The 21,665-nt window shown below is 38.9% G+C and carries 17 protein-coding genes; 9 read left to right on the top strand and 8 right to left on the bottom strand.

Going from position 1 to position 21,665, the window contains the following annotated elements:
* The first annotated feature begins 113 nt into the window (after window positions 1-113).
* Window positions 114-2,837 carry a carboxypeptidase regulatory-like domain-containing protein gene (locus tag B4Z47_RS10600; protein ID WP_201639490.1) on the top strand — a complete coding sequence of 908 codons (2,724 nt, stop codon included), beginning with the start codon at window positions 114-116 and terminating at the stop codon, window positions 2,835-2,837.
* Between the two features lie 252 nt (window positions 2,838-3,089).
* Here the strand turns inward: B4Z47_RS10600 and B4Z47_RS10595 are convergent, their stop codons facing one another.
* Complete coding sequence (locus tag B4Z47_RS10595; protein ID WP_070570435.1) at window positions 3,090-3,671, bottom strand: thymidine kinase; 582 nt, start codon at window positions 3,669-3,671, stop codon at window positions 3,090-3,092.
* A 233-nt stretch (window positions 3,672-3,904) separates the two neighbouring features.
* Between B4Z47_RS10595 and B4Z47_RS10590 the strand changes: the two genes are divergently transcribed.
* Window positions 3,905-4,972, top strand: a complete 1,068-nt coding sequence (locus B4Z47_RS10590) for a hypothetical protein (protein ID WP_070570436.1) — start codon at window positions 3,905-3,907, stop codon at window positions 4,970-4,972.
* Window positions 4,973-5,042: 70 nt separating this feature from the next.
* On the opposite strand, the gene B4Z47_RS10585 is transcribed toward B4Z47_RS10590, so the two are convergent.
* Window positions 5,043-5,669, bottom strand: coding sequence for a hypothetical protein (locus B4Z47_RS10585; RefSeq protein WP_139145107.1), 627 nt, complete (start codon window positions 5,667-5,669; stop codon window positions 5,043-5,045).
* Window positions 5,670-5,855: 186 nt separating this feature from the next.
* Here B4Z47_RS10585 and B4Z47_RS10580 point away from each other — a divergent pair, with 186 nt between their 5' ends.
* Window positions 5,856-6,170 (top strand): YbaB/EbfC family nucleoid-associated protein, encoded by a 315-nt coding sequence (locus tag B4Z47_RS10580; protein ID WP_046671896.1) that lies wholly within the window; start codon window positions 5,856-5,858, stop codon window positions 6,168-6,170.
* A 10-nt stretch (window positions 6,171-6,180) separates the two neighbouring features.
* Complete coding sequence (locus B4Z47_RS10575) at window positions 6,181-6,864, top strand: metal-dependent hydrolase (protein ID WP_286727313.1); 684 nt, start codon at window positions 6,181-6,183, stop codon at window positions 6,862-6,864.
* A gap of 93 nt (window positions 6,865-6,957) precedes the next feature.
* Here B4Z47_RS10575 and B4Z47_RS10570 read toward each other — a convergent pair whose 3' ends face one another.
* From B4Z47_RS10570 to B4Z47_RS10560, 3 genes are all read right to left on the bottom strand, one after another.
* Window positions 6,958-7,776 (bottom strand): UDP-2,3-diacylglucosamine diphosphatase, encoded by an 819-nt coding sequence (locus B4Z47_RS10570; RefSeq protein ID WP_046671898.1) that lies wholly within the window; start codon window positions 7,774-7,776, stop codon window positions 6,958-6,960.
* A 418-nt stretch (window positions 7,777-8,194) separates the two neighbouring features.
* Complete coding sequence (locus B4Z47_RS10565) at window positions 8,195-9,058, bottom strand: N-acetylglucosamine kinase (RefSeq protein WP_046671899.1); 864 nt, start codon at window positions 9,056-9,058, stop codon at window positions 8,195-8,197.
* A 241-nt stretch (window positions 9,059-9,299) separates the two neighbouring features.
* Window positions 9,300-11,027 carry an MFS transporter gene (locus B4Z47_RS10560; RefSeq protein WP_070570442.1) on the bottom strand — a complete coding sequence of 576 codons (1,728 nt, stop codon included), beginning with the start codon at window positions 11,025-11,027 and terminating at the stop codon, window positions 9,300-9,302.
* 303 nt (window positions 11,028-11,330) lie between these two features.
* Between B4Z47_RS10560 and rho the strand changes: the two genes are divergently transcribed.
* Together rho and pssA are read left to right on the top strand one after the other, a co-directional pair.
* A complete protein-coding gene (gene rho, locus B4Z47_RS10555; RefSeq protein WP_070570498.1) occupies window positions 11,331-12,830 on the top strand; it encodes a transcription termination factor Rho in 1,500 nt (499 codons plus the stop codon).
* A 74-nt stretch (window positions 12,831-12,904) separates the two neighbouring features.
* Window positions 12,905-13,591, top strand: coding sequence for a CDP-diacylglycerol--serine O-phosphatidyltransferase (gene pssA / locus B4Z47_RS10550; RefSeq protein WP_070570444.1), 687 nt, complete (start codon window positions 12,905-12,907; stop codon window positions 13,589-13,591).
* Here the strand turns inward: pssA and B4Z47_RS10545 are convergent.
* Together B4Z47_RS10545 and folK are read right to left on the bottom strand one after the other, a co-directional pair.
* Window positions 13,588-13,932, bottom strand: coding sequence for an Hpt domain-containing protein (locus tag B4Z47_RS10545; RefSeq protein ID WP_115047813.1), 345 nt, complete (start codon window positions 13,930-13,932; stop codon window positions 13,588-13,590). The genes pssA and B4Z47_RS10545 overlap by 4 nt on opposite strands.
* Window positions 13,913-14,416: a 2-amino-4-hydroxy-6-hydroxymethyldihydropteridine diphosphokinase gene (gene folK / locus B4Z47_RS10540; protein ID WP_070570448.1), complete on the bottom strand. Its 504-nt coding sequence runs from the start codon at window positions 14,414-14,416 to the stop codon at window positions 13,913-13,915. Before folK ends, B4Z47_RS10545 begins: the two co-directional genes overlap by 20 nt.
* A 239-nt stretch (window positions 14,417-14,655) precedes the next feature.
* Here folK and sppA point away from each other — a divergent pair, with 239 nt between their 5' ends.
* The 3 genes from sppA (at window position 14,656) to B4Z47_RS10525 (ending at window position 18,863) form a co-directional block, all read left to right on the top strand.
* Complete coding sequence (gene sppA / locus B4Z47_RS10535; protein ID WP_115047815.1) at window positions 14,656-16,422, top strand: signal peptide peptidase SppA; 1,767 nt, start codon at window positions 14,656-14,658, stop codon at window positions 16,420-16,422.
* Between the two features lie 216 nt (window positions 16,423-16,638).
* Window positions 16,639-17,829, top strand: coding sequence for a phosphoglycerate kinase (locus B4Z47_RS10530; RefSeq protein ID WP_070570453.1), 1,191 nt, complete (start codon window positions 16,639-16,641; stop codon window positions 17,827-17,829).
* Window positions 17,830-17,993: 164 nt separating this feature from the next.
* Window positions 17,994-18,863, top strand: a complete 870-nt coding sequence (locus tag B4Z47_RS10525; protein ID WP_083296135.1) for an endonuclease/exonuclease/phosphatase family protein — start codon at window positions 17,994-17,996, stop codon at window positions 18,861-18,863.
* An 11-nt stretch (window positions 18,864-18,874) separates the two neighbouring features.
* Here the strand turns inward: B4Z47_RS10525 and B4Z47_RS10520 are convergent, their stop codons facing one another.
* On the bottom strand, window positions 18,875-21,562 hold the full coding sequence (locus tag B4Z47_RS10520) for a hypothetical protein (RefSeq protein WP_236560147.1): 2,688 nt from the start codon (window positions 21,560-21,562) through the stop codon (window positions 18,875-18,877).
* Window positions 21,563-21,665 lie beyond the last annotated feature (103 nt).

Here is a 21,665-nt window from a genome sequence, read left to right as displayed (position 1 = left end):
TCGGAAATCGTCCCATGAATAGGTATAATAAATGTTAAAAATACCCCAATGCGGTTGGTCTTTGCTCAAAATTGAATATATTTAGCTATTCATTTTTTATTCTAAGACTTTCAATGAAGCACATAAAACTATTGACTTTATCGATAGGACTGTTAGGAATAGGGACCACTTATGCCCAGACTACACCTACATTGCCTATTAATACAATCGTAGAACGAGTTCAGAAATATTTTCAGGTTTACCCAGTTGAAAAGGTACATTTACATTTCGACAAGCCTTATTATGCTGTAGGGGATACTCTCTGGTTTTCAACCTATTTATCCCGCAATTTGGCCGAATATGAGCCGAGTAAAATAGCTTACGTGGAAGTGCTGAACAGTCGCGATTCCCTGATTCAGACACTAAAAATTCCATTGGATAAAGGGGTAGGAAATGGGCAGATTGTACTTGATCCTCAATTTATGTCTCAGGACAATTATCGCTTTAGGGCCTACACAAAATGGATGGCCAACTTTGATAATGCTTACTTTTTTAACAAAGTGGTGCCAATCGGGGATGTAATCAATAAGAAATTGATTACGAACATTGAATTTCAAAATAACATTGGTGGTAATAAAACCCAAGCTGTCATACAGTTCCGCGATCGTACGGGAAAACCGATGATCAATTCAAAAATCAATTGGGAGTTTGTGTCGGGATGGGAAACCTTCGACAAGGGCAAAGCTGAGACCGATGGGCTGGGGAAAGTAATCATAAACCTGTCTGCAAAAGAAAAGGCAAATCTGGAGAAAGGACAACTGAAGATTAGCATTCAGGAAAATAAAAATGAAAAACCTTTGTCCAGTTCCTTCTTGCTCAAAAATGCCTTGTGGGATGCAGATGTGCAATTCTTTCCTGAAGGGGGTGATATTATCGCTGGATTGGCCAAAAAAGTTGCATTTAAAGCCATTGGATCCGATGGTAAGGGGCTAAAGGTAAAAGGTAGTATTTTGGATTCAAAGGGCAAGTCGGTAGCGGAGTTTGCAGACTTTGGAACTGGAATGGGCTATTTTTCTCTTCTGCCGCTCGCAGGAGAAAATTATCAAGCTGTTGTGAAGTTTGAGAATGGACAGGAGCGCAAATACAAATTGCCGGCTGTTGTCAGTGACAAGGCAAATGTTGTTTTTGTAAAACAGGATGCCACGAATGCGGAGTTTGCCGTGGTAACTAGCGAGGAGAATTTTTCAAAGAACCCGGGGCAATCTTATTATGTTTTGGTTCAGTCGAATGGCCATCTCTGTTTTGGCGCACAGGTGAATTTAAAATCTTCGTCTGCATTGGTCAATATTCCGAAAGAGCGTTTGCCAAATGGTATTGTTCAGGTAACCTTATTGAGTCCGGACGGAAAACCTATCAGCGAACGCTTGGCATTTGTTCAAAGTGAAAAGCTTTTAAATATTCAAGTTACCAGCGATAAGCAAAGCTATAAGGCTAAAGACTTGGTCAATCTTAAACTTGCTGTGGACAACAATGGGCAGAAGTTCCCCGGAAGCTATTCAGTCGCTGTAATAGACGAATCCAAAGTTCCTTATAATGATCAGGCAGATCTCTCTATTGTGAGCAACTTTCTGTTGACTTCGGACCTCAAAGGAAATGTAGAAAACCCAAATTCATATTTCGATGAAAAGAATCCCAATCGGGATAAAGCGCTGGATGCACTATTAATGACACAGGGATACCGTCGATTTGACTACCCGACACTTATATCGGAGAAGTTGCCACAGATCAGTTTTCTTCCCGAGCAAGGAATTGAATTATCCGGTATACTTCGGATGAATACTGGACGCCCTTATCCAAATGGAGGGTTACTTTTATCGGTTCCTTCGCGTAATATTAAGAAAGACGTTTATACGGATCAGAATGGACGATTCACCTTTAAGGATCTTGTGTTCCCGGACTCGTCTAAAGTAACGGTTAATGCCCGCTCTAACGACAATTACCGGAGCCTGGTTATTAATATGGATCAGAGCTTTTACCCGGAGATCGATAAGAATAATGGCTATAAAAGTTATTTTGTGCCGAATATAGACCAGGCTTTTGCTCCTTATTTGGCGAATAGCCGAAAAGAGTATCGAAAATCGATCCTTCTGGATGAGGTCGAAGTGACAGGCGTAGTGAAGAAAGCAATCACCAATAAAGATTTTCCATCTATTTCGGGCTTATCCATGCCGGAACACCGTATTGAACCCGAGCGTTTGACCGGTTGTAACGTGTTGACCATGTGTCTTCAAACGGTATTGACTGGCATTACTTATGATCCGCAGACATTGAAATATTATGTTTCCCGCGATTATAATGCGGGGGGACGTACGCCTGTTCAGTTCTTTCTGAACGGTATGGCTATTGATGAGCCTGGATTGAACAGCATCAATGTCGCGGATATCGAAGGAATCGAAATCTTCTTACGTGATGAATTGGGAACAGTCTCCAGAATGTATCAAAATAATGGTGTTGTGTCCATTTATACGAAAAAAGTGGAAGCGAAGAAGCCGCGAATGTCATTGAGTGAAATTGAGAGCATGTTGCCAAAATCAAATGTGATCGATATGTATCCTCTAGGTTATATTAAAGAACGCAAATTCTATGTTCCAAAATACGATACGCCGGAAAGAAAGGCTGTAAACGATTTGAGAACGACCATTTACTGGAATCCGAAAGTCTCAATCACAGAGACGGGGGAAGCTGCCATTCAATTTTATAATGCCGATGGAAATGGAAATTACAAGGTCATCGTCGAGGGAATGGATCAAACAGGTAACATTGGCCGTAAGGTTATAAATTACGGTGTTCAGCCTTAAGCCTTGCCTATAGGAGTTCATGAAAAAAGAACGCTGTGCTCAGTAACCTGGGGACAGCGTTCTTTTTTAACAAAAAAACACCCCCTTGATGGGCAAGGAGGTGCTAACTAACCAATTATAAACCTAAATTATGAAAAGTATTTTGTCGCTATTAAAAGCGTTAATCTTCTTATTTATAAAGTATATTTCAAATCCTATGCCAAATAGCGTTTATGGTCCTTTTGGCAGATTTTAGTTAACTTTTTGGATCATTTACTTATTCAAGCCGAAATAACAAGGTCTACACCGTGGTTCATAAGCTTCTTTTTCACCCAAAAGCACGGTTTCCGTATCCTTGGTCAGGCGGTAGGAATAATTCGCTGGAGCGCCACATTGCATGCAAACCGCATGCACCTTCGTGACGTGTTCGGCTACTGCCATTAAATTGGGAATTGGACCAAATGGTTGCCCTTGAAAATCCATATCGAGACCGGCAACGATCACCCAGATACCACTATTTGCCAATTTGACACATACCTCTGTCAAACCGTCATCAAAAAATTGTGCTTCATCGATTCCGACAACTTGGGTCGATGAACTTAAGAGTAGGATCGCTGAAGAATGATCAACGGGTGTTGATGGGATGCTATTGCTATCGTGAGAAACGACCAACTTTTCATCATATCGCTTATCAACCGCTGGTTTAAAGATTTCGACATTCAAACGTGCATATTGTGCTCGTTTTAGCCTGCGAATCAGTTCTTCAGTCTTGCCCGAGAACATCGATCCACAGACAATTTCAATGCTACCATATTGTGCGGGGCGCAAAGCCAAATTATGTTCGGAAAAAAGCATTTGATTAATTTAATTTTGTCGGAAGGTCCGCAAATAAGGTGATTTTTGTAAAATGACCTCCCATTATATTCTGTTTTTGACACCGCTAATATCAGAATTAAATATTAAATTTGGGTAGCAAAAATTGGGCGTAAATCCAAATATTTCTAAATCAAAGGATTGGGTTTTCCACTTTTTGATCGGTTGCAGGTATAAGTGTTATAAATAATTAATTGGTGATTTCAAATAGAATTATGGGTACTAAAGAGGAAATTTTTAATACGATAGGCGATTTATTACAGGATTTAAATGGACAGTATCTGACCTTGTCGGAACAGGGCAGCTTGTCCGAAATTAACGAATTAGTAACACTAGAAGCGAAGGCACAGGCTGTGGCTGCCTACATAACTTTACTTAAGACCAAGGCCGTTCTTCAGGGAGCTCAATCGCAGCATACGTTAAGTACTGCTGCCTTAGACAGTAAGAAGATTGCTTTCAACGACTATTTTACACCGCCTTCCACCCTTAGATCTTCAGCGCAGCAAGTTGTTGCTGAACCCACTGAAAGCGAGATTCAAGAAGCTCAACCAGTTGAAGATTTCAACCGTGGAAATGAAGAAGCCATTGTAGCAAATGAAGAAACCAGTGTGGAGGAAAACGAAGTCCCATTTGTTTCTGAACGTGAACCTGTAAAATTGGAAGAGCCAGAAACCTCATTTGTTTCTGAAAGTGAACCGATACAATCGGGAGAGCCTAGCCCTGCAATTGCTGAACCTGTCGCTCCGCCAGTTGTTGCAACGCCACCGGTTTTTGAGGCTGCTCCAGTGGAGGAATTAGCTTATCAGGCAGAAAAGGAAGTTACAGCGCAAGTTGAAGAACCTACTGTCTTCGTTACAGAAGTCATCGAAGAACCAAAAGAAGTCGTAATTGAGCAGCCGCAAGAAGTGTTTATTCAGGAAGAAATCAATACGGTCATTGAAGAAGCTCCCGCGAGACCATTGACCTTAAATGAAATTATCTCTCAACAGAAGCAAGCTGGCGTGCAGAACCGTGTTTATCAGGTAAATCAATCTGGACATAGCGATAAACTCACAGATATTAAAGCAGGAATAAGCTTAAATGATAAGCTCTTATTTATTAAGGATTTGTTTAATGGGTATAGTTTAGCGTATAGTGAGGCTGTCGAATTATTGAATAGATTTACAAGCTATGCGGAAGCGGATGCATTTTTGCAGACAAATTATGCGATTAAAAATAAATGGACAGATAAACCGCATACCGTTGAAAAATTATACAACGTCCTACGCAGAAGATACAACTAAAATTCTAAAGTATAAAAAAACAGCTCCCGTTCTACTGGAGCTGTTTTTTTATACCTATATTTTTGGTTTTTTAGCTTAGTTGAAATTGTAGCCAATCGTTTCCTTCATGACCATACACAAAATACTTTGGCTGAAGAATTTCGGCTAAAGATTCAAGTTCTCTCAAATAATTATATCCGGGAATCTGTGCAAATTGTTTATTGGTCATGATGAAGACCTGATCGAGCTCGATAGCTTTGGATGATGCGATAGCTGCCGAATTCAACAATTGTGGAATTTGGATAAATGTCTGTTCTCCCTGACCGATGACAATGATTTTATCGGCTTCATTTTCTGTTGTAACTGGAATACCACCGGCTATTTTTATGGCTTCCTGCAGATAGGCAGAACGGTTTATTTCAAGCGGCTGTATTTGGTCCAGTACCAATACCTTGGGCCTGTCAGTAGCCGAAATAAACTTAAGCTTATGGATAAGAATACTTGTTTCGTCTTCAATTTTTTCAACCAGTTCAACTGTTTTATCAATGGCATCGAGATCAGTCCCGATACGTTTGATATAGGAGATCATATCGTCAATGTCGACAAGTTGAGGGCGATCTGAAATTAATGTGTCGTAGGTTTCAGCTGGAATAGCTGCCGGATTTAGGTCCAACTGGTCCAAAATATGGGCGACTAGTTTTTCTTGATTGCTTTGCATGTTGCAAAAATACAAAACCTTCCTGACTTCGCAGACACCAAGAGCAATGAAAGCGAACTGAAGGTTCTTTCTGGCCAATAAGATCAGACAACCTTCAGAAAAAAAGGGAAGCATTGGCGAAAGTAAATTAGCAATAGTAGGTATGCGCAGATTTTTGTAAATTGGCCTGAAATAAATGATATAAATATGTTTGACAAATTATTTCAAGCCCAGCAAAAGGCGGAGGAAATCAAGAAAAGATTGGATTCAATTTCTGTGTCTGGTGAAGTGGAAGGTGGTTTAATCCGTGTGGTAGCGACAGCAAACAAAGAGATAAAAGAGGTTACCATCGATCCTGTATTTTTATCAAACGCAGATAAGGAAGAATTGGAGGAGTTGCTTGTGGTTGCTCTGAATAAGGCAATTGCGCAAGCTGAGAATATCAGCCAGGCTGAAATGCAGGCAGCAAGTAAAGATATGTTGGGTGGACTAGGAGGACTAGGCGGATTATTTAATCAATAGCGATATTATCATGAAAGCAACTTATTACGGACAGTCTTGTGTAGAGTTTGATTTTGACGGAACGAAGGTTCTTTTAGATCCATTTGTTACTTATAATCCACTTGCAAAAGAAATCGATGTAAATACAATTAAACCGGATTATATCTTTTTAAGTCATGGACATCAGGACCATGTGGCCGATATGGCGACAATTCAAAAAAACAGCGATGCCACTGTTTTAGCGATTGTTGAAACTGCAGGCTGGGTGAGAAGACAGGGCGTACCTGACGATAAGGTGATCGAATTCAACTTGGGCGGAACAGTTCAACTGCCTTTTGGCACGGTCAAGATGGTGTATGCTGCACATACCAATAGTACACCTGATGGTCAATACGGCGGGTTTCCTGTGGGATTTGTCTTCCATGTAAAAGGCAAAAAATTTTATTTTGCCGGCGATACCGCACTGACTATGGAAATGAAATTGCTGGCAGACATGAACCTGGATTGGGCATTTTTACCTATAGGTGGGCACTATACAATGGATGTGGATGATGCAATTAAAGCGGCTGAGTTTGTGAATTGTGCTCGGGTAGTTGGTATCCATTACGATTCATTTCCGCCAATAACGATCGATAAACAACAAGCTTTGGATAAATTCCAAAATGAGGATATTTCATTGTCATTGCCGAAAATCGGTGCAACATTTGAACTATAAACACTAAAACAAAGCCGAGCTTGCTCGGCTTTGTTTTAGTGTTTTCCTGATTATATGCAGATCTCTGTTGTGTTCATTAAGACATGACAATCTTTATGAGATGACAATCTTTTTAAGATCTTCCAGGCTGAAAAGAGGGATATCGATGATTTTATTCTTCAGGATTTGTTCTTTATTTTCTTCAAAATAGAACAGCTTCCATTCCCCATTTTTATATTCTAAACTACTGAGGTTTTCAATCCAATCTCCTGAGTTCATATACGTGCAGGTTCCTTTTCGGGTAATGACTTCTTTGATTTGAGGCTGGTGGATGTGTCCACAGATGACGAAATCGTAATTTTTTTCAATCGCTAGTTCAGTCGCTGTATGTTCAAAATCTGATATATACTTGACGGCCTTTTTAACGGAGTTTTTGATCTTTTTAGAAAGAGAATATTTCTCCTTACCCATTTTATCTAGGCAATAATTAATGATATTATTGAGCTGGATAAGTTTGTCGTAGCCCCATCCACCGAGTTTGGCCAACCATTTAGAATGATGAATGGATGCGTCGAAAACGTCTCCATGAAAGATCCACACTTTTTGATTATTGAGTGAAAGAAGGAGTTTATTGCTCAGCTTGATATTACCTAATTTTAGATCGGTAAACTTGCGCAACATTTCATCGTGGTTGCCCGTGATGTAATGTACTTCTGTCCCCGAAGAGCTCATGTCAATGATTTTTTTGATGACTTTTAGATGTTCTTGCGGAAAATAGCTTTTTTTAAATTGCCAAATGTCTACGATGTCTCCATTGAGTATCAGTATTTTGGGAGATACGGACTCTAGATAAAGTAAAAGCTCTTTAGCTCTACTACCGTAAGTACCTAGGTGTAAATCTGAGATTACAAGTATATCAAGGCTTCTTTTCATTTGCAATAAATTTGTTTATTCATTTATGTCTACCAAGATGTCCTTTGTAGATTTTTTTTCTATGCGTCTGTTGAGGACTATATTTGACCTTTGCCGGATTTGTCTGAAATGAATCGATCATAAACGACCTTTTTTACCGTTTTTGAAGTTATTCTAAGCCGCAATATTTCATTTAATCAATCTGTTAACTTCTATTACAAAAAAAAGATACTTTTATTTTGTACCGATGAAATTCCTGTTATTAAATCATTAAAATGTCTTGTAAAACGGTATGAGTTAGTTAATTGGAAATTAATATTAGTAGGGAATTTTCGGTACGGAGAATATTGGCAGGTCGGAGGACTGGGGGAAGAGCAATAAAAAAGGTATCCAATTTTATTGAATACCTTTCCTTATGTTAAAGATTATTTTTCTTTTTCTATTTGGCAGTCGCTGCTGCTCTATCGATGTGGAATTGTACTAAATCGTCGATAGGGGAGCGCAAGATCTTGCCTACTTTCATTCCATATTGCTCAGCTTTTTCTGCTAATACATTTCTGAAATTGTAACCAACCGAACCGATACAGTTGAAAGTATAGCTTTGATAGTTAGGGTATTTGCTGACAAGATTTCTGAAAAATGCTTCAAAAGCTTCATCAACAATATTGCGTGTGTATTCGATATTTACATTGTTGTCATAGACAAATTTGCTAAAGCTTGCACAGAAACGATTTGGCATTGGTTTGGTATAAACCGCGTCCATAATTTCGTCCTTTGTCATTTTATACGTGTTATAAAATACTTCTTTAACATCTTTAGGCATCAAATTACGAACATAATCTGCCAGTAATTTTTTACCAATATAACTACCAGAACCTTCATCACCTAAAATGTAAGCACCTGAGTCGATGTTTAATGTGATTTCTTTACCATCGTATAGACAAGAATTTGTTCCTGTTCCTAAGATCGCAGCAAATCCGGCTTGAGTTCCTAATAATGCTCTTGCTGCTGCAAGAAGATCGTGTCCTACTTCAACTTCAGCTGTAGTAAATACTTGTTTTAAAGCATCAACAACAATTTGTGCTTTTTCCTTGTTATGAACACCTGCACCATAATAGTTTACCTCTGAGATTTTTTCAAAAGGTAAATCTTGCGGTAGTCCTTTTTTTAGGGAGTTTACAATGTATTCACTATCAACAAAATAAGGGTTGTACCCTTCTGTGTTGAAGTAGATTTTTTTATTCGAATCGTCTAACAAACACCAGTTTGTTTTTGTTGATCCCCCGTCAGCAATGATTATCATTATTGAGTAGTTTTAATTGTGTTTATCGTTATAAAATGAGTAATCAATTCATTAATCAATTCCCCGAAAATACATTTTTTAATTTTAAATATCATAATTTATCCGCTTATTTTTCAAAAAATAAATGTTTGTACTTTGGTGACTATATAAAAAAACTGGCTTAACGGTGTTGTTAAGCCAGTTTTTGAGCTGTGTAATAAAATTGTTTAAATAGTGTACTATTTACAATTAGTGAGGGGTGTTAATGGCCTCCTTCAGCCTCTATTTCATCAATATTGATTCCTTGTTTTGTTAATATTCCCTTAACAAATATCGCAAAGAAAACAACATAACAGAATCCGATTAATGGTAAAATATACGAGTTATGGATACCGATAATATCCGCTAATTTTCCTTGTATCGGAGGAAGAACACCACCACCAAGAATCATCATCACAAGAAATGCCGAACCTTGAGCGGTATATTTTCCTAAACCTACAATGGACAAACTGAAAATTGAGGACCACATAATTGAACATGCAAGACCGCCTGACAAGAAAGCATAGATTGCAATAGTGCCCGATGAGAATAGGCCAATTAACATCGCAATAATTCCAAATAATCCAAAAATAATCAATGTGCGAGCAGGTTTTTCTTTACTTAGGTAGAATGCTACAATTTGAAGAATGATACATACGACGTAATAATACAGATGTGACATCTCAAATCCTGCAAGCGTATTGACGCCGATGATAATGGAGAATGCAATCAGAGGAACGATAATCAATAATCCATTTTTAGTTGATTTACTCAAGTTAAATGCTGTAATAGCACCAGCCCAACGACCGATCATCATACTTCCCCAATACATGGATACATAAGGTGTAATTTGAGATGATTGCAAATGACCAAATTCCTTCAATGTTAATAATTCGCCGAGGTTACTACCGATTGCGACTTCGATACCGACATAGATAAAAAGCGCGAGCATACCCAAAGCCAATTGTGGATATTTCATCGCACCCCAACCTTCTGGATTTTTTTGCGCGCTCTTATTGGAGAACAATAAACCACCGATCACAACGACCAATGCTCCTGCCAACCATAACATGCGTTGCATTTCGAGTGGTTTGGCAACTTCTTTAATGTGAAGTTTGAGTTGATCGATCTGAACCTGATCTGTTAAACTTGAAACCTGTTTGTGTAACTGCTCTACCTGCAAGGCTAAATCGCTCTTATAGCTTAAAAACACTGGCGTGAACATACCAAAAAGGAGGATGGTCATAATGATCAAGGTACGTAAAGCTTTATTCGCTTTTTCCATTGGCTCATCACTAATTCCAGCAGGAACTTTTTTACTGAAATTAAATAATGCTGCAGCTAACAGGAACAATAGACCAACACCAATATAAAGATAAACAACCTTGTTTAGCGGAAGGTTGGCGATCTCTGAGTCAGAAATAGGCTCAAAAGTTCCGAATAAGGAAAACCCGATAACAAGAGGGCCTATTGTTGTACCAAATGAGTTGATACCACCGCCTAGGTTCACACGGGAAGCACCCGTTTTTGGATCGCCCAATAAAACCGCAAATGGATTTGCTGCAGTCTGTTGTAAAGAAAAACCAAGGGCTACAACGAATAGTCCCAATAACATACCAACATACAAGTTTACTTCGACAGCAACAATCATGGCTGCGGCACCCAAGGCCGAGAAAAGTAAACCGTAAACTATACTCTTTTTATATCCCCATTTTCCAACCAGGTCCTTTCCCCCGATTGAACTGAATATAAATAGTAACAATGCACCAATATAATAGGCTGTATAAAAAGCAAAGTCTATTAACTGGGATTGAAACTGGTCTAAATGAAAGTAATTTTTGCAGAACGGTATAAAAACACTGTTCCCTGCCGCAATGAACCCCCAAAAGAAAAACACAATAATCAATGTGTAGAGTGCGGGGTAATTGGTTTTAGTTTGTTGCTGTTCCATATAAGGGATCTAAAAACTTAAATTTTGAAAGGTACGAACTTATGAAAAAAAATATAAAATTCAATCTAAAAATGTTGTTAAATCGTTTTACTAGCTACAATAGTAAATATTTTTTTTGAAATATTTTGAAATAACAAAATTTGTTTTTTTCTTTGTCTAGGTTCTCAATATTTAATCCACTTCGGGTTTAAAAGAAATCATTAAGTTCTTCATCTCACTTAATCATGGAAACTTGTTTAAGTGTATAATCAGAATTCAGAAAAAAGCTCAAAAAAAAATCCAAAAATCATACACAACACATTAATGGATATTAACGAATTAAACGCTAAACTCGTATCGGAATTGCGCGAGATTGCTAAGTTGATCGGTATCGCAGATGCTGATAAATTGCGTAAACAAGAATTAATCGAAAGAATTAGCAATACTGGTGGGGAAGAGGAAGCAGCACCAGCGCCAGCTGAAAAAGCAGCTAAAGTAGAGGAAGATAATCAGGAACATGCTGAGCGTACACGTAAACGTGTGCGGACCGTAAAAACTGCGGAACCTGTCACGGTAAGAAAACGTGAAGTTTCTGAGCATGACGAAACCCCTGTTGCAACCGAAGATACACCAGCAGCAGATAAAGGCCCCCAACCTGAAAAAGCAACACAAACTCCTAAAGCAGAAAACACTTCTTCAAGTACAGATTTCGATAATGTGATCGTTAATGAGGGTGTATTGGAGATCATGCCTGATGGTTATGGCTTCTTACGTTCATCAGATTATAACTATCTGACTTCTCCTGATGATATTTATGTATCACAATCTCAGATCAAATTATTTGGTTTGAAAACGGGAGATACGGTACGTGGTTGTATCCGTCCGCCTAAAGAGGGTGAAAAATACTTCCCTCTGGTACGGGTTGAGGCTATCAATGGACAAAATCCGGCTGAGGTACGCGATCGTGTGCCATTTGATTATTTGACACCATTATTCCCTGATGAGCGTTTAAATTTAGATATGGGTGTTGGAAATTACTCTACACGTATCATGGATTTATTTACGCCTATAGGTAAAGGTCAACGTGGATTAATCGTTGCTCAACCGAAAACGGGTAAAACAAACTTGTTGAAAGAGGTTGCAAATGCTATTGCAAAAAATCACCCAGAAGTTTATTTGATTATCTTATTAATCGATGAGCGCCCTGAGGAGGTTACTGATATGGCGAGAAGTGTACGCGCGGAAGTTGTTTCTTCGACATTTGATGAGCCGGCTGACCGTCACGTTAAAATTGCAAACATCGTGCTTGAGAAAGCTAAACGTATGGTAGAATGTGGACATGATGTCGTTATCTTGTTAGACTCGATTACAAGATTGGCACGTGCCTATAACACAGTGGCGCCTGCGTCAGGTAAAATTTTGTCAGGTGGTGTGGATGCGAATGCTTTACACAAACCAAAACGTTTCTTTGGTGCTGCCCGGAATATTGAAAATGGTGGTTCATTGACGATCTTAGCAACAGCATTGACAGATACAGGTTCTAAAATGGACGAAGTTATCTTTGAGGAATTCAAAGGTACAGGTAATATGGAATTACAGTTGGATCGTAAGTTGGCAAACAAACGAATTTTCCCTGCGATCGATATCACCGCATCGAGTACACGTCGTGATGATCTATTGACTGACAAAGAAACATTACAACGTATTTGGGTACTTCGTAACCACTTATCGGATATGAATTCTACAGAGGCCATGGAATTTTTACAAGGTCAATTGCGTGGAACTAAATCAAATGAAGAATTTTTGATCAGTATGAATGGGTAATCCCATCAAATTTTGATATTTTAGCCATCATTTTTAATCAAATGATGGCTTTTTTTATAAAATAGATCCTGTACATGAAAAAACATATCCCAAATCTGCTGACTTGTCTAAATTTATTTAGTGGCTGTATCGCTGTATTGATGGCATTGCAAGGCAATATTCAAGTTGTCACTATTTGCGTATTTGCTTCCGGGATATTCGATTTTTTTGACGGAATGGTAGCGAGACTACTTCATGTTAAATCGCCAATAGGAAAGGAGCTGGATTCGTTGGCTGATATGGTCAGTTTTGGTTTTTTACCTGGGACAATCATGTTTACCTTGTTGACAAAGGTATTTCCTGATGGTTCTCTGTTACCTTATTTAGGGTTTATCATTACTGTTTTCTCGGCTTTACGTTTAGCAAAGTTCAACCTGGATGAGCGCCAAACTTCGGATTTCATTGGTTTGAATACGCCAATGAATACATTTTATGTGCTTTCTCTACCTTATATCGCAGACAAATACCCACAATTGGTTTTAAATCCGATTGTATTAATCGGTAGTGTTCTTTTAACCAGTTATCTTTTGGTAAGTGAAATTAGGTTGTTTTCGATGAAATTTAGTTCGATGGATTGGAAAACGAATAAATTTCGCTTCATATTTTTGATCCTGACGCTGATCTTGTTTATTGTTGGTCAATTTATGGCTTTACCGATTATTTTAATTTTATATTTCCTATTATCAGCATTGCATTTTAATAAAAAAAACGATCTGGTTTAGATCGTTTTTTCATATTGTTCCAATTCAAATAGAAGCTCTTTCATTTCAATATCGATAACACCAAAAGTGGCCCGAAGGCTGTCAAGAGATGCTTCGTTCTTTGAATTGGTCTCTAATTCCTCAAATTTTTCTTTTAAGTGAAAGGCACCGATATAGTCCATTGTCGGTTTGATGTGATGGGCTGTATCGCCAATCTTTTGAAGATCTCCCTCAGCCACTGCTTCGCGGAGCTTGTCGAAATCGACAGGTGTTTGAATAAGATACATGGATACAAATTGTTTGATTAAGTCTTGGTTGTCAAACATGTTTTGGTTGATCAGTTCAATATCGATATGGTTCATCGTCGCTAATTTTCTTTACAGGTAAGTCGTCTTTGCATTTATTCAATAAATATACGTTATTTTTTTTGTAAACGGGATGGATATAGGCTGGTGCTATTTCCACTAAAGGCTCCAGTGTAAACCTGCGATCAGCAATAAAAGGGTGTGGAATCTGCAACGATGGCAGATCGATAATTTCCTGGTTAAAGTAGAGTATATCAATATCAATGACTCTTTCACCCCATTTTTTTATACGGATACGTCCTAATTCCTGTTCGATGTGTTGTGTCAGGTTTAAGCATGCTAAGGGCTGTAACCGGGATGCCACTAAAACGACCTGATTTAAAAAGGGCGGTTGGTCTTCAACTCCCCAGGCTGCTGTTTCATAGATCGAAGAAGCTTCAATAATTGCTCCAACATGTGTTTCAAGTTGTTTTCTCGCTAGATCAAGCTGTTGAAAACGATCCCCAAGGTTAGTGCCCAATAGTATATAAATCTGATTCATGATGCTAAATTAAGATTTTGTGAAACTTAGTTGTTTGAATTTCGGCTATTTTTTGGATTTAGTGTATTAATGGTCTATGGATATGTAAATTTCTTTCAGGCTATGAGCCTTAATTTCGCGAATAAAATGTGGGGTAGATGAAATAAAAGACTGGGTGAATAAAAAATATTGCATTACCTTTAGTGAAAATAAGTCTTTTCACAGGAAGATCGATTATGGATCGGATTTAATTACAAAATATGAAATCATTTTTTAAGTACGTACTGGCAACAATTACGGGGATTGTGATCTCTTTTGTTGTGTTGTTTATTGTTTTGATGGGGATTATTGGGGCCATCATCAGCTCGGCATCCTCGGATCAGGAGATTGTTGTTAAAAGCAACTCGGTTTTATACCTATCCTTTGATTATGATATTTCAGAGAGAAGCGAAGCGAATCCTTTGGGTAGTCTCAATCTTCCAGGTTATTCCACTAAAAATATTGGTCTAGACGATATTTTGGCGAGGATCAAGTATGCGGCGACGGATGGGAATATTAAAGGGATCTATTTAGATGCTAGTCATATCGGAGTTGGCTTTGCAAGTTTAAAGGAAGTGAGAGACGAACTTTTGGCTTTTAAGAAAACCGGGAAATTTGTTGTTGCTTATAATGCGGGGTATGACCAAAAGGCCTATTATGTAGCGAGCACCGCCGATAAGGTTTACGTTAATCCGCAAGGGACGATTGATTTTAAAGGTTTGGCAAGTTCTACGATGTTCTATAAAGACCTTTTGGACAAGGTTGGGGTGGAGATGCAAATTGTGAAGGTAGGTACATTTAAAAGTGCTGTTGAGCCTTTCATTTTAAATAAAATGAGTGATCCCAATCGCTTGCAGGTAACATCATATTTGGGAAGTATATACAGTACCTTTATTAATGAAATAGCAGCGAGCAGAAATATTGCTGCCGATTCATTACGGGCTATTGCGAATGACTATCGTGTCCGGGATGCGGACGACGCGGTAAAATATAAGCTTGCAGATGCCAAGTTGTATAAAGACGAACTTTTATCGGATTTGAGAAAACGTTTGAAAATTTCGGAAAAGGATGAGATATCGTTTGTTTCCCTGTTGGATTATAATAAAAAGTTAAAAGATGATGCGAGCGGATCTGAAGTCGCGGTTCTTTATGCTGCCGGAGAAATTGTTGATGGTGAAGGAACAGGACCAGGTCAAATCGGTGGTGATAAATTCTCCCGCGAACTACGAAAATTAAGAGAAGATGATGCTGTTAAAGCTGTTGTTTTGCGTGTGAATTCACCAGGAGGATCTGCTTTAGCGTCCGATATTATTTGGCGGGAGGTTATTTTGACCAAGAAAGTGAAACCCGTAATCGTGTCGATGGGAGATTTAGCTGCATCAGGTGGGTATTATATCTCGGCGGCAGCAGATTCGATATTTGCTGAACCAACTACAATTACAGGATCTATTGGTGTATTTGGTGTGATTCCTAATTTCCAAAATCTGATGAACAATAAAATTGGAGTGCATTATGATGGTGTAAAGACGGGTAAGTTTGCTGATTTGATGACTTCTTTCGATCGGCCGTTGACAGCAGAAGAAAGGGATATCATCCAGCGGGAAGTGGATAAAGTATATGGTACATTTACTAAAGTTGTTGCAGACGGCCGTAAATTATCCATTGCTGATGTAGATAGTATTGGGCAGGGAAGAGTTTGGACCGGTGCGCAAGGTGTGAATAATAAATTGGTTGACCGTCTCGGAAACTTGGATGCCGCTATTCAGGCTGCCGCAAAAAAGGCCAATCTGAATAAATATAAAGTGTCCCAATATCCGGAGAAAGAAGATCCTTTTACCTCGATATTAAATAATTCAAAAGAAAAAGTCCAAGTTTGGATTGCAAAAGAGCAAATGGGCGAATATTATCGTTATTTTGATGTCGTGAGAAAAGCTACAGCACAGACGGGGGTGCAGGCGAGAATGCCTTATAGCGTTGAGATTCACTAGTAATTGATTCGTAAAGGAAGTCCAATCGTGGTATGGTTGTAGGTGATTATAATTTATAACGATGCCGGTAATTCTTACGTTGCGTGCGGAGAAGTTCGATCCAATGTACGGATTGCCATGAATAAATAATTATTTCTAATGAAAGCAAATGCTTTTTTTTATATTTAGCTGTTCGTTTGACAAAACGACCTAATCCCAAATCAATAAAGTTACAGAATGAAAACAGTAGACGATTTAAATTTTGCAGGTAAAAAAGCCTTGGTACGTGTGGATTTCAACGTGCCTTTGGATGAAAATTTCAATATTACGGATGATAATCGTATCCAGGGAGCGGCTCCAACAATAAAGAAGATCTTGAACGATGGTGGAAGCGTGATATTGATGTCCCATTTAGGAAGGCCAAAAGATGGTCCTACTGATAAGTATTCATTAAAACATATTGTTGCTCATCTTTCACAGGTTTTAGGTACTGATGTTCAGTTTGCCAATGATTGTATCGGTACAGAGGCCGTAGAAAAAGCGGCAGCTTTACAAGCTGGTCAGGTTTTATTGCTAGAAAACCTTCGCTTCTATAAAGAAGAAGAAAAAGGAGATGTTGAATTTGCTGAGAAGTTGTCAAAATTAGGCGATATCTATGTGAACGATGCTTTCGGTACAGCCCACAGAGCTCATGCTTCGACAGCAATTGTTGCGCAATTTTTTCCAGGAGCTAAATATAGCGGTTACTTGATGGCTGCAGAAGTCGGAAATGCAGAAAAAGTATTAAACAATCCGGTTAGACCATTTACGGCTATCATGGGTGGAGCAAAAGTTTCTGATAAAATTCAGTTAATTGAGGCCTTATTGGATAAAGTTGACAACCTTTTAATTGGTGGAGGTATGGCTTATACGTTCATCAAAGCTAGAGGGGGTGAAATTGGTCAATCATTGGTTGAAATCGATAAACTTGATTTAGCGAATGAGTTGGTGAAAAAAGCGAAGGAAAAAGGTGTAAACTTGGTTATTCCTACGGATGCTCAGATTGCAGATGCATTTTCCAACGATGCCAATGTATATGATGGACCAAATGATCAAATTCCTGCAGATTTGCAAGGTCTGGATATTGGTCAGGAGTCTGCAGCAAATTTCGCTGCGATCATCAAAAATTCTAAAACAGTTCTTTGGAACGGTCCAATGGGTGTTTTTGAATTTGATACCTTTGCAAAGGGTACCAAAGCTGTAGCTGATGCTGTTGTGGAAGCAACGAAGAATGGGGCATTCTCTTTAATAGGAGGTGGTGATTCTGCTGCTGCGGTAAGTAAATTTGGTATGACTGAAGATGTAAGTTACGTCAGTACAGGTGGTGGTGCGCTTTTGGAATACATGGAAGGAAAAGTTCTTCCAGGGGTGAAGGCACTTGAAGATTAATATAAATCAAAATCTTTAGAAAGGGACAACATAGGTTGTCCCTTTTTTATTAAAAAAGATCGATGTTTTGTACGAAACTATGGATGTAATGTCAGATTAAATCAATTATCTGTTAAATGTTTGTGTAGCACTGGTGAGTTTTTATTGTATTTGCTAAATTTATCATGACATGGTTATATATGCAGATATTGATGGATGCTAATAAGAGTAAAGAAAAAGATAGTTCTGGTTTTTTTTCGGTACTGACGTATAATGTAGCGGGGTTGCCTGGGATTATTTCCTCTGCGATTACAGGAAGAAGCAGAAGTATTGCTGAAATTGGAAAGAAGATCAATCCTTTTGACATTGTTAATGTACAGGAGGATTTCAATTATAATAGAAGTCTATATTGGGGCGGTAATTCACATCCATATCGCACAAGAACCAAGGGACGTGTTCCCTTTGGTGATGGTCTCAATACCCTGTCTCATTTTCCGATGACCGATGTTGTCCGTGTGCCCTGGAAAAAACGTACAGGAGCCGATTTTCTGACACCCAAGGGCTTCACCTTAGTTCAGATAGAAATCGTTCCTGAAGTCTGGTTGGATGTTTATAATGTTCATGCAAATGCACAAAATAGCAGGAAAGCTTCAAGTGCACGCCGGGATAATCTCAATCAGCTACGTGATTATATTGGAGAGCATTCGAGTGGTAAGCCACTTATTGTAATGGGTGATTTTAATGCACATTATAGTTTTTGTGATGATAACCTGCATGATTTTATGGATTCCACAGCATTGGTTGATAGCTGGGTTGAGCTCGAAAATGGAGGCTTAGTGCCTGAGGTGCGACATGAGTTTAAGCCGCCACATATGTTGTCTATCAGCAATCAGAGCGAATCTATCGATAAGATCCTCTATCGGAGCAGTAGTCACCTCAGTCTTGCTGCCCGGGATTATAAAATAGAAAATAATCTATTCACCAATGTCAAAGGATTGCCCTTATCGGATCATTATGCCTTGGCACTGAATTTTAACTGGGCGATTCATCCTTAAGCAGCTTATCCTTAATAGGTGTAGTTTAAACTGAAAGTTGGAACTACACGTTGTGTTGTCGTGTTGTCATTGATATAGGTACCCTTAACGACGAATTCGAAATCTGGAAGTGGGTATCTGAAAGCATTGAAATCAAGCGACAGATAGGCTCCAAAGCTTTTTGGTGAGATCTCCCTGTGTTTGTGTATATTTTGATAATCGGCAAATATTCCTCCTTTTACACGTTTAATATAGGCTAAAGATCCTAATCCAAGGTCGGGATAAGCTATAGGGAAACGATAGTTGACCAACACCGTGTTTTTTATTTTTTCATATTTGTAGTAGCTAAATCCACTCACAAGAGGGATATCGTTGATGTATTGATAAATTCCTGATCCTGTTTGGGCGCTCAATCTAATTTGAAAACCGTGATTGCTCATAAATCCAGGTAGATAGAATACTGTTCTTGCTGATAAAATTTCACCTTTTGCATTGTTTTCAAAAGGCGTATGTCGGTAGGTGACACTAAAATTTTGTCCCCATCTTGGGTAGAGGTCCATATTGGCCATTCGAGCATTTCGATTGAGGTAAAGCTGATAGGTCAAGGGAAATGCAGTCTCATAATTAAAGTTCTTGACGTCTGTGCGGCTAAGGTCATAGCGCCGTAGATAGGCTGTCGCCAGGTTGAATCCAGTGGAGTAGACGTAGTCTCTTTTGTAAAAGGAGAGCGGGATGGAGATCTGTGAAGATATATAATGCTCGCGCCAGTCGAAACGGATGCTACTGTCTGGTTTGTTAGGGATGCTTGCTGCTGCAATTTGCCCTCTGTTTTCATAGCGTAGCGAGAATTTTGGAAAGTACTTGTTGTAGGTAAGTTCTGCCGAGTATACTCCTTTTCGAATGTCGGTGTCATATTCATACCCCAGAGCAATTTGTGTGGTGTTTAAGATGTTGTTTGATAACCAGAAGACTCCGGGTTTAAAATTGTCGAAGCTTTCAAAATTGCTGCTACTTAGCGAAAGACTATGAAAATTGAACGTTCTGCCCAGTCCACGATAGGGTACAATTTGGTAGTGCTGACTAGTATCTACGGAGACTGCAGCGATATTTTTTACGCTGTCTCTGGTCAATGCGGTGGCGTAATAATGCGAAAAGTAATCCGTTTCTGGGTCGATATCAAATGCGGTATCGATGGATGTCTGGGCGATCTTGTAGCCGTTGTACTGATAGTCGTTGAAGAATAATTGCCTTGTATCGTTATCGTAAAAAGGGTTGAACGCGCCAAATTGTGCCTTTGTCAAAAGCTGTTTCTTTCCAGATAGGAGGTCGATGCTGTAAATATTATCGATACCGTTGAAGTTAGCTTTTGTGATGATTTTCATACCCGAAAGGTATTGCGGTCTTTCATATTGCTGGTTGTCCCAAGGTGTTAGGTTGGTGATTTTGTCATTTTTCAGATCGATTTCACACAGTGCGGTTCCGGATTCGGATAATCGTATTGCTATTATTTTATCGCCTTTGGGGTTGAAAGCAGGGTGTTGGAGCTGTTCGGAATTGCCTATTTTTATCCGTTTGATGATGCTGTTGTTTTTAAGGCTTATGAGCGTTAGATAGCTGTCGTTGGATAAATCTACCTCAACGCAGGCAATGGTTTCGTCTAATGGGCTTAAAATGGGTGAATAATATCTCGTCTGTTTGCTGAGCTGGCTAATTTTACCTGTTTTGAGATCCATGACATTGATAACGCTGTATGTTCTTTTGTTGAAACGCGGATCTTTATGGAGCTCGTCCCATACGATGTAATTGCTGTTTACGTCAAAATGTGGTGTTAACTGTATGCCAGTTTTAGCGAGCCTATTTTCTGTTTTTGTTGCCACATCATACGTGTAAATTGCGTTGGTCTTTTGTGGGTTCTGCTTAATGAAATAGATCAGACCGTTCTTGTGTTTTGGTAATAAATTGCTGTTGTAATAGCTGTCGTTTTTCTTGTCTATTTCTTTGTATTTCTGGTATTGATAGTCGCTTGTTTTCTTATTCCATATGGTCTCTAAATTTGCTATTGTTTTATTGTATAAGTAGGCACTATTTCCTCCAATTTTTTTCTTTAAAACACGATTGATATTATAGGGATATAATGGTTTTTTGTTCAGCTCCGAAAAGAGGTCGGCTTCATAATTCGAAGGTAATTCCGACTTTAAAGTGGAGGTCATCAGATAGCCGATTGTATAGTAACTCGGGACTATATCTTTATAGGACCCCAATAAATATTTATTAAAACTATAGCTGTGATTCGATTGAAAGTTCGCTTTGATGGGCATTTCAAAAGCGGGTAATCTTCCTCGCCCTCCCTCCGAATATATGGTTTCTGTAAGGGTTGCATCGCCTTCAAAATACCAGGAAGGAACGGTCAGTCCGTAGTAGGCAAGGGCTAATTGTTCAAAAAATGGCGCGCGTAGTTTTCCTGTCAATTTGTCAAATTGACTTACGTGTCTTGACTCGTGAAGGATCAAATTGGGTAGCCAGGTCTGGTTGTCGGGTTCTGCGCCTGCGGTGCTGTACAGTTCAGATTTACGTGGAGACAGCTGTACAAAACCATTCGTTTGTAGATTCGTGTTATGGATAATGAATGGAATTTTCCGCGGTGTTATTTTGTAATTTCTAGCAGTTGTACGCAGCGATCGGTTAACCTGGTCAGCTAGGGTAGGGGCCTTGCTCTTCATTTCCTCAGGGAAAATTAGTCGAAAATTCTTGGTTTCAATTTTATACCATTTTTGGCTTAAGGGCGCTTGGCTGTCTTCAAAAAATTGAGCAGAACTTTTTTGT

The organism is Sphingobacterium sp. UBA2610, from assembly GCF_002339225.1.
In the GTDB taxonomy this organism is placed as follows: Bacteria; Bacteroidota; Bacteroidia; order Sphingobacteriales; family Sphingobacteriaceae; genus Sphingobacterium; species Sphingobacterium multivorum.
Note: the sequence above shows the minus strand (reverse complement) of the source record. Positions and strands in the feature narration are given on the sequence as shown.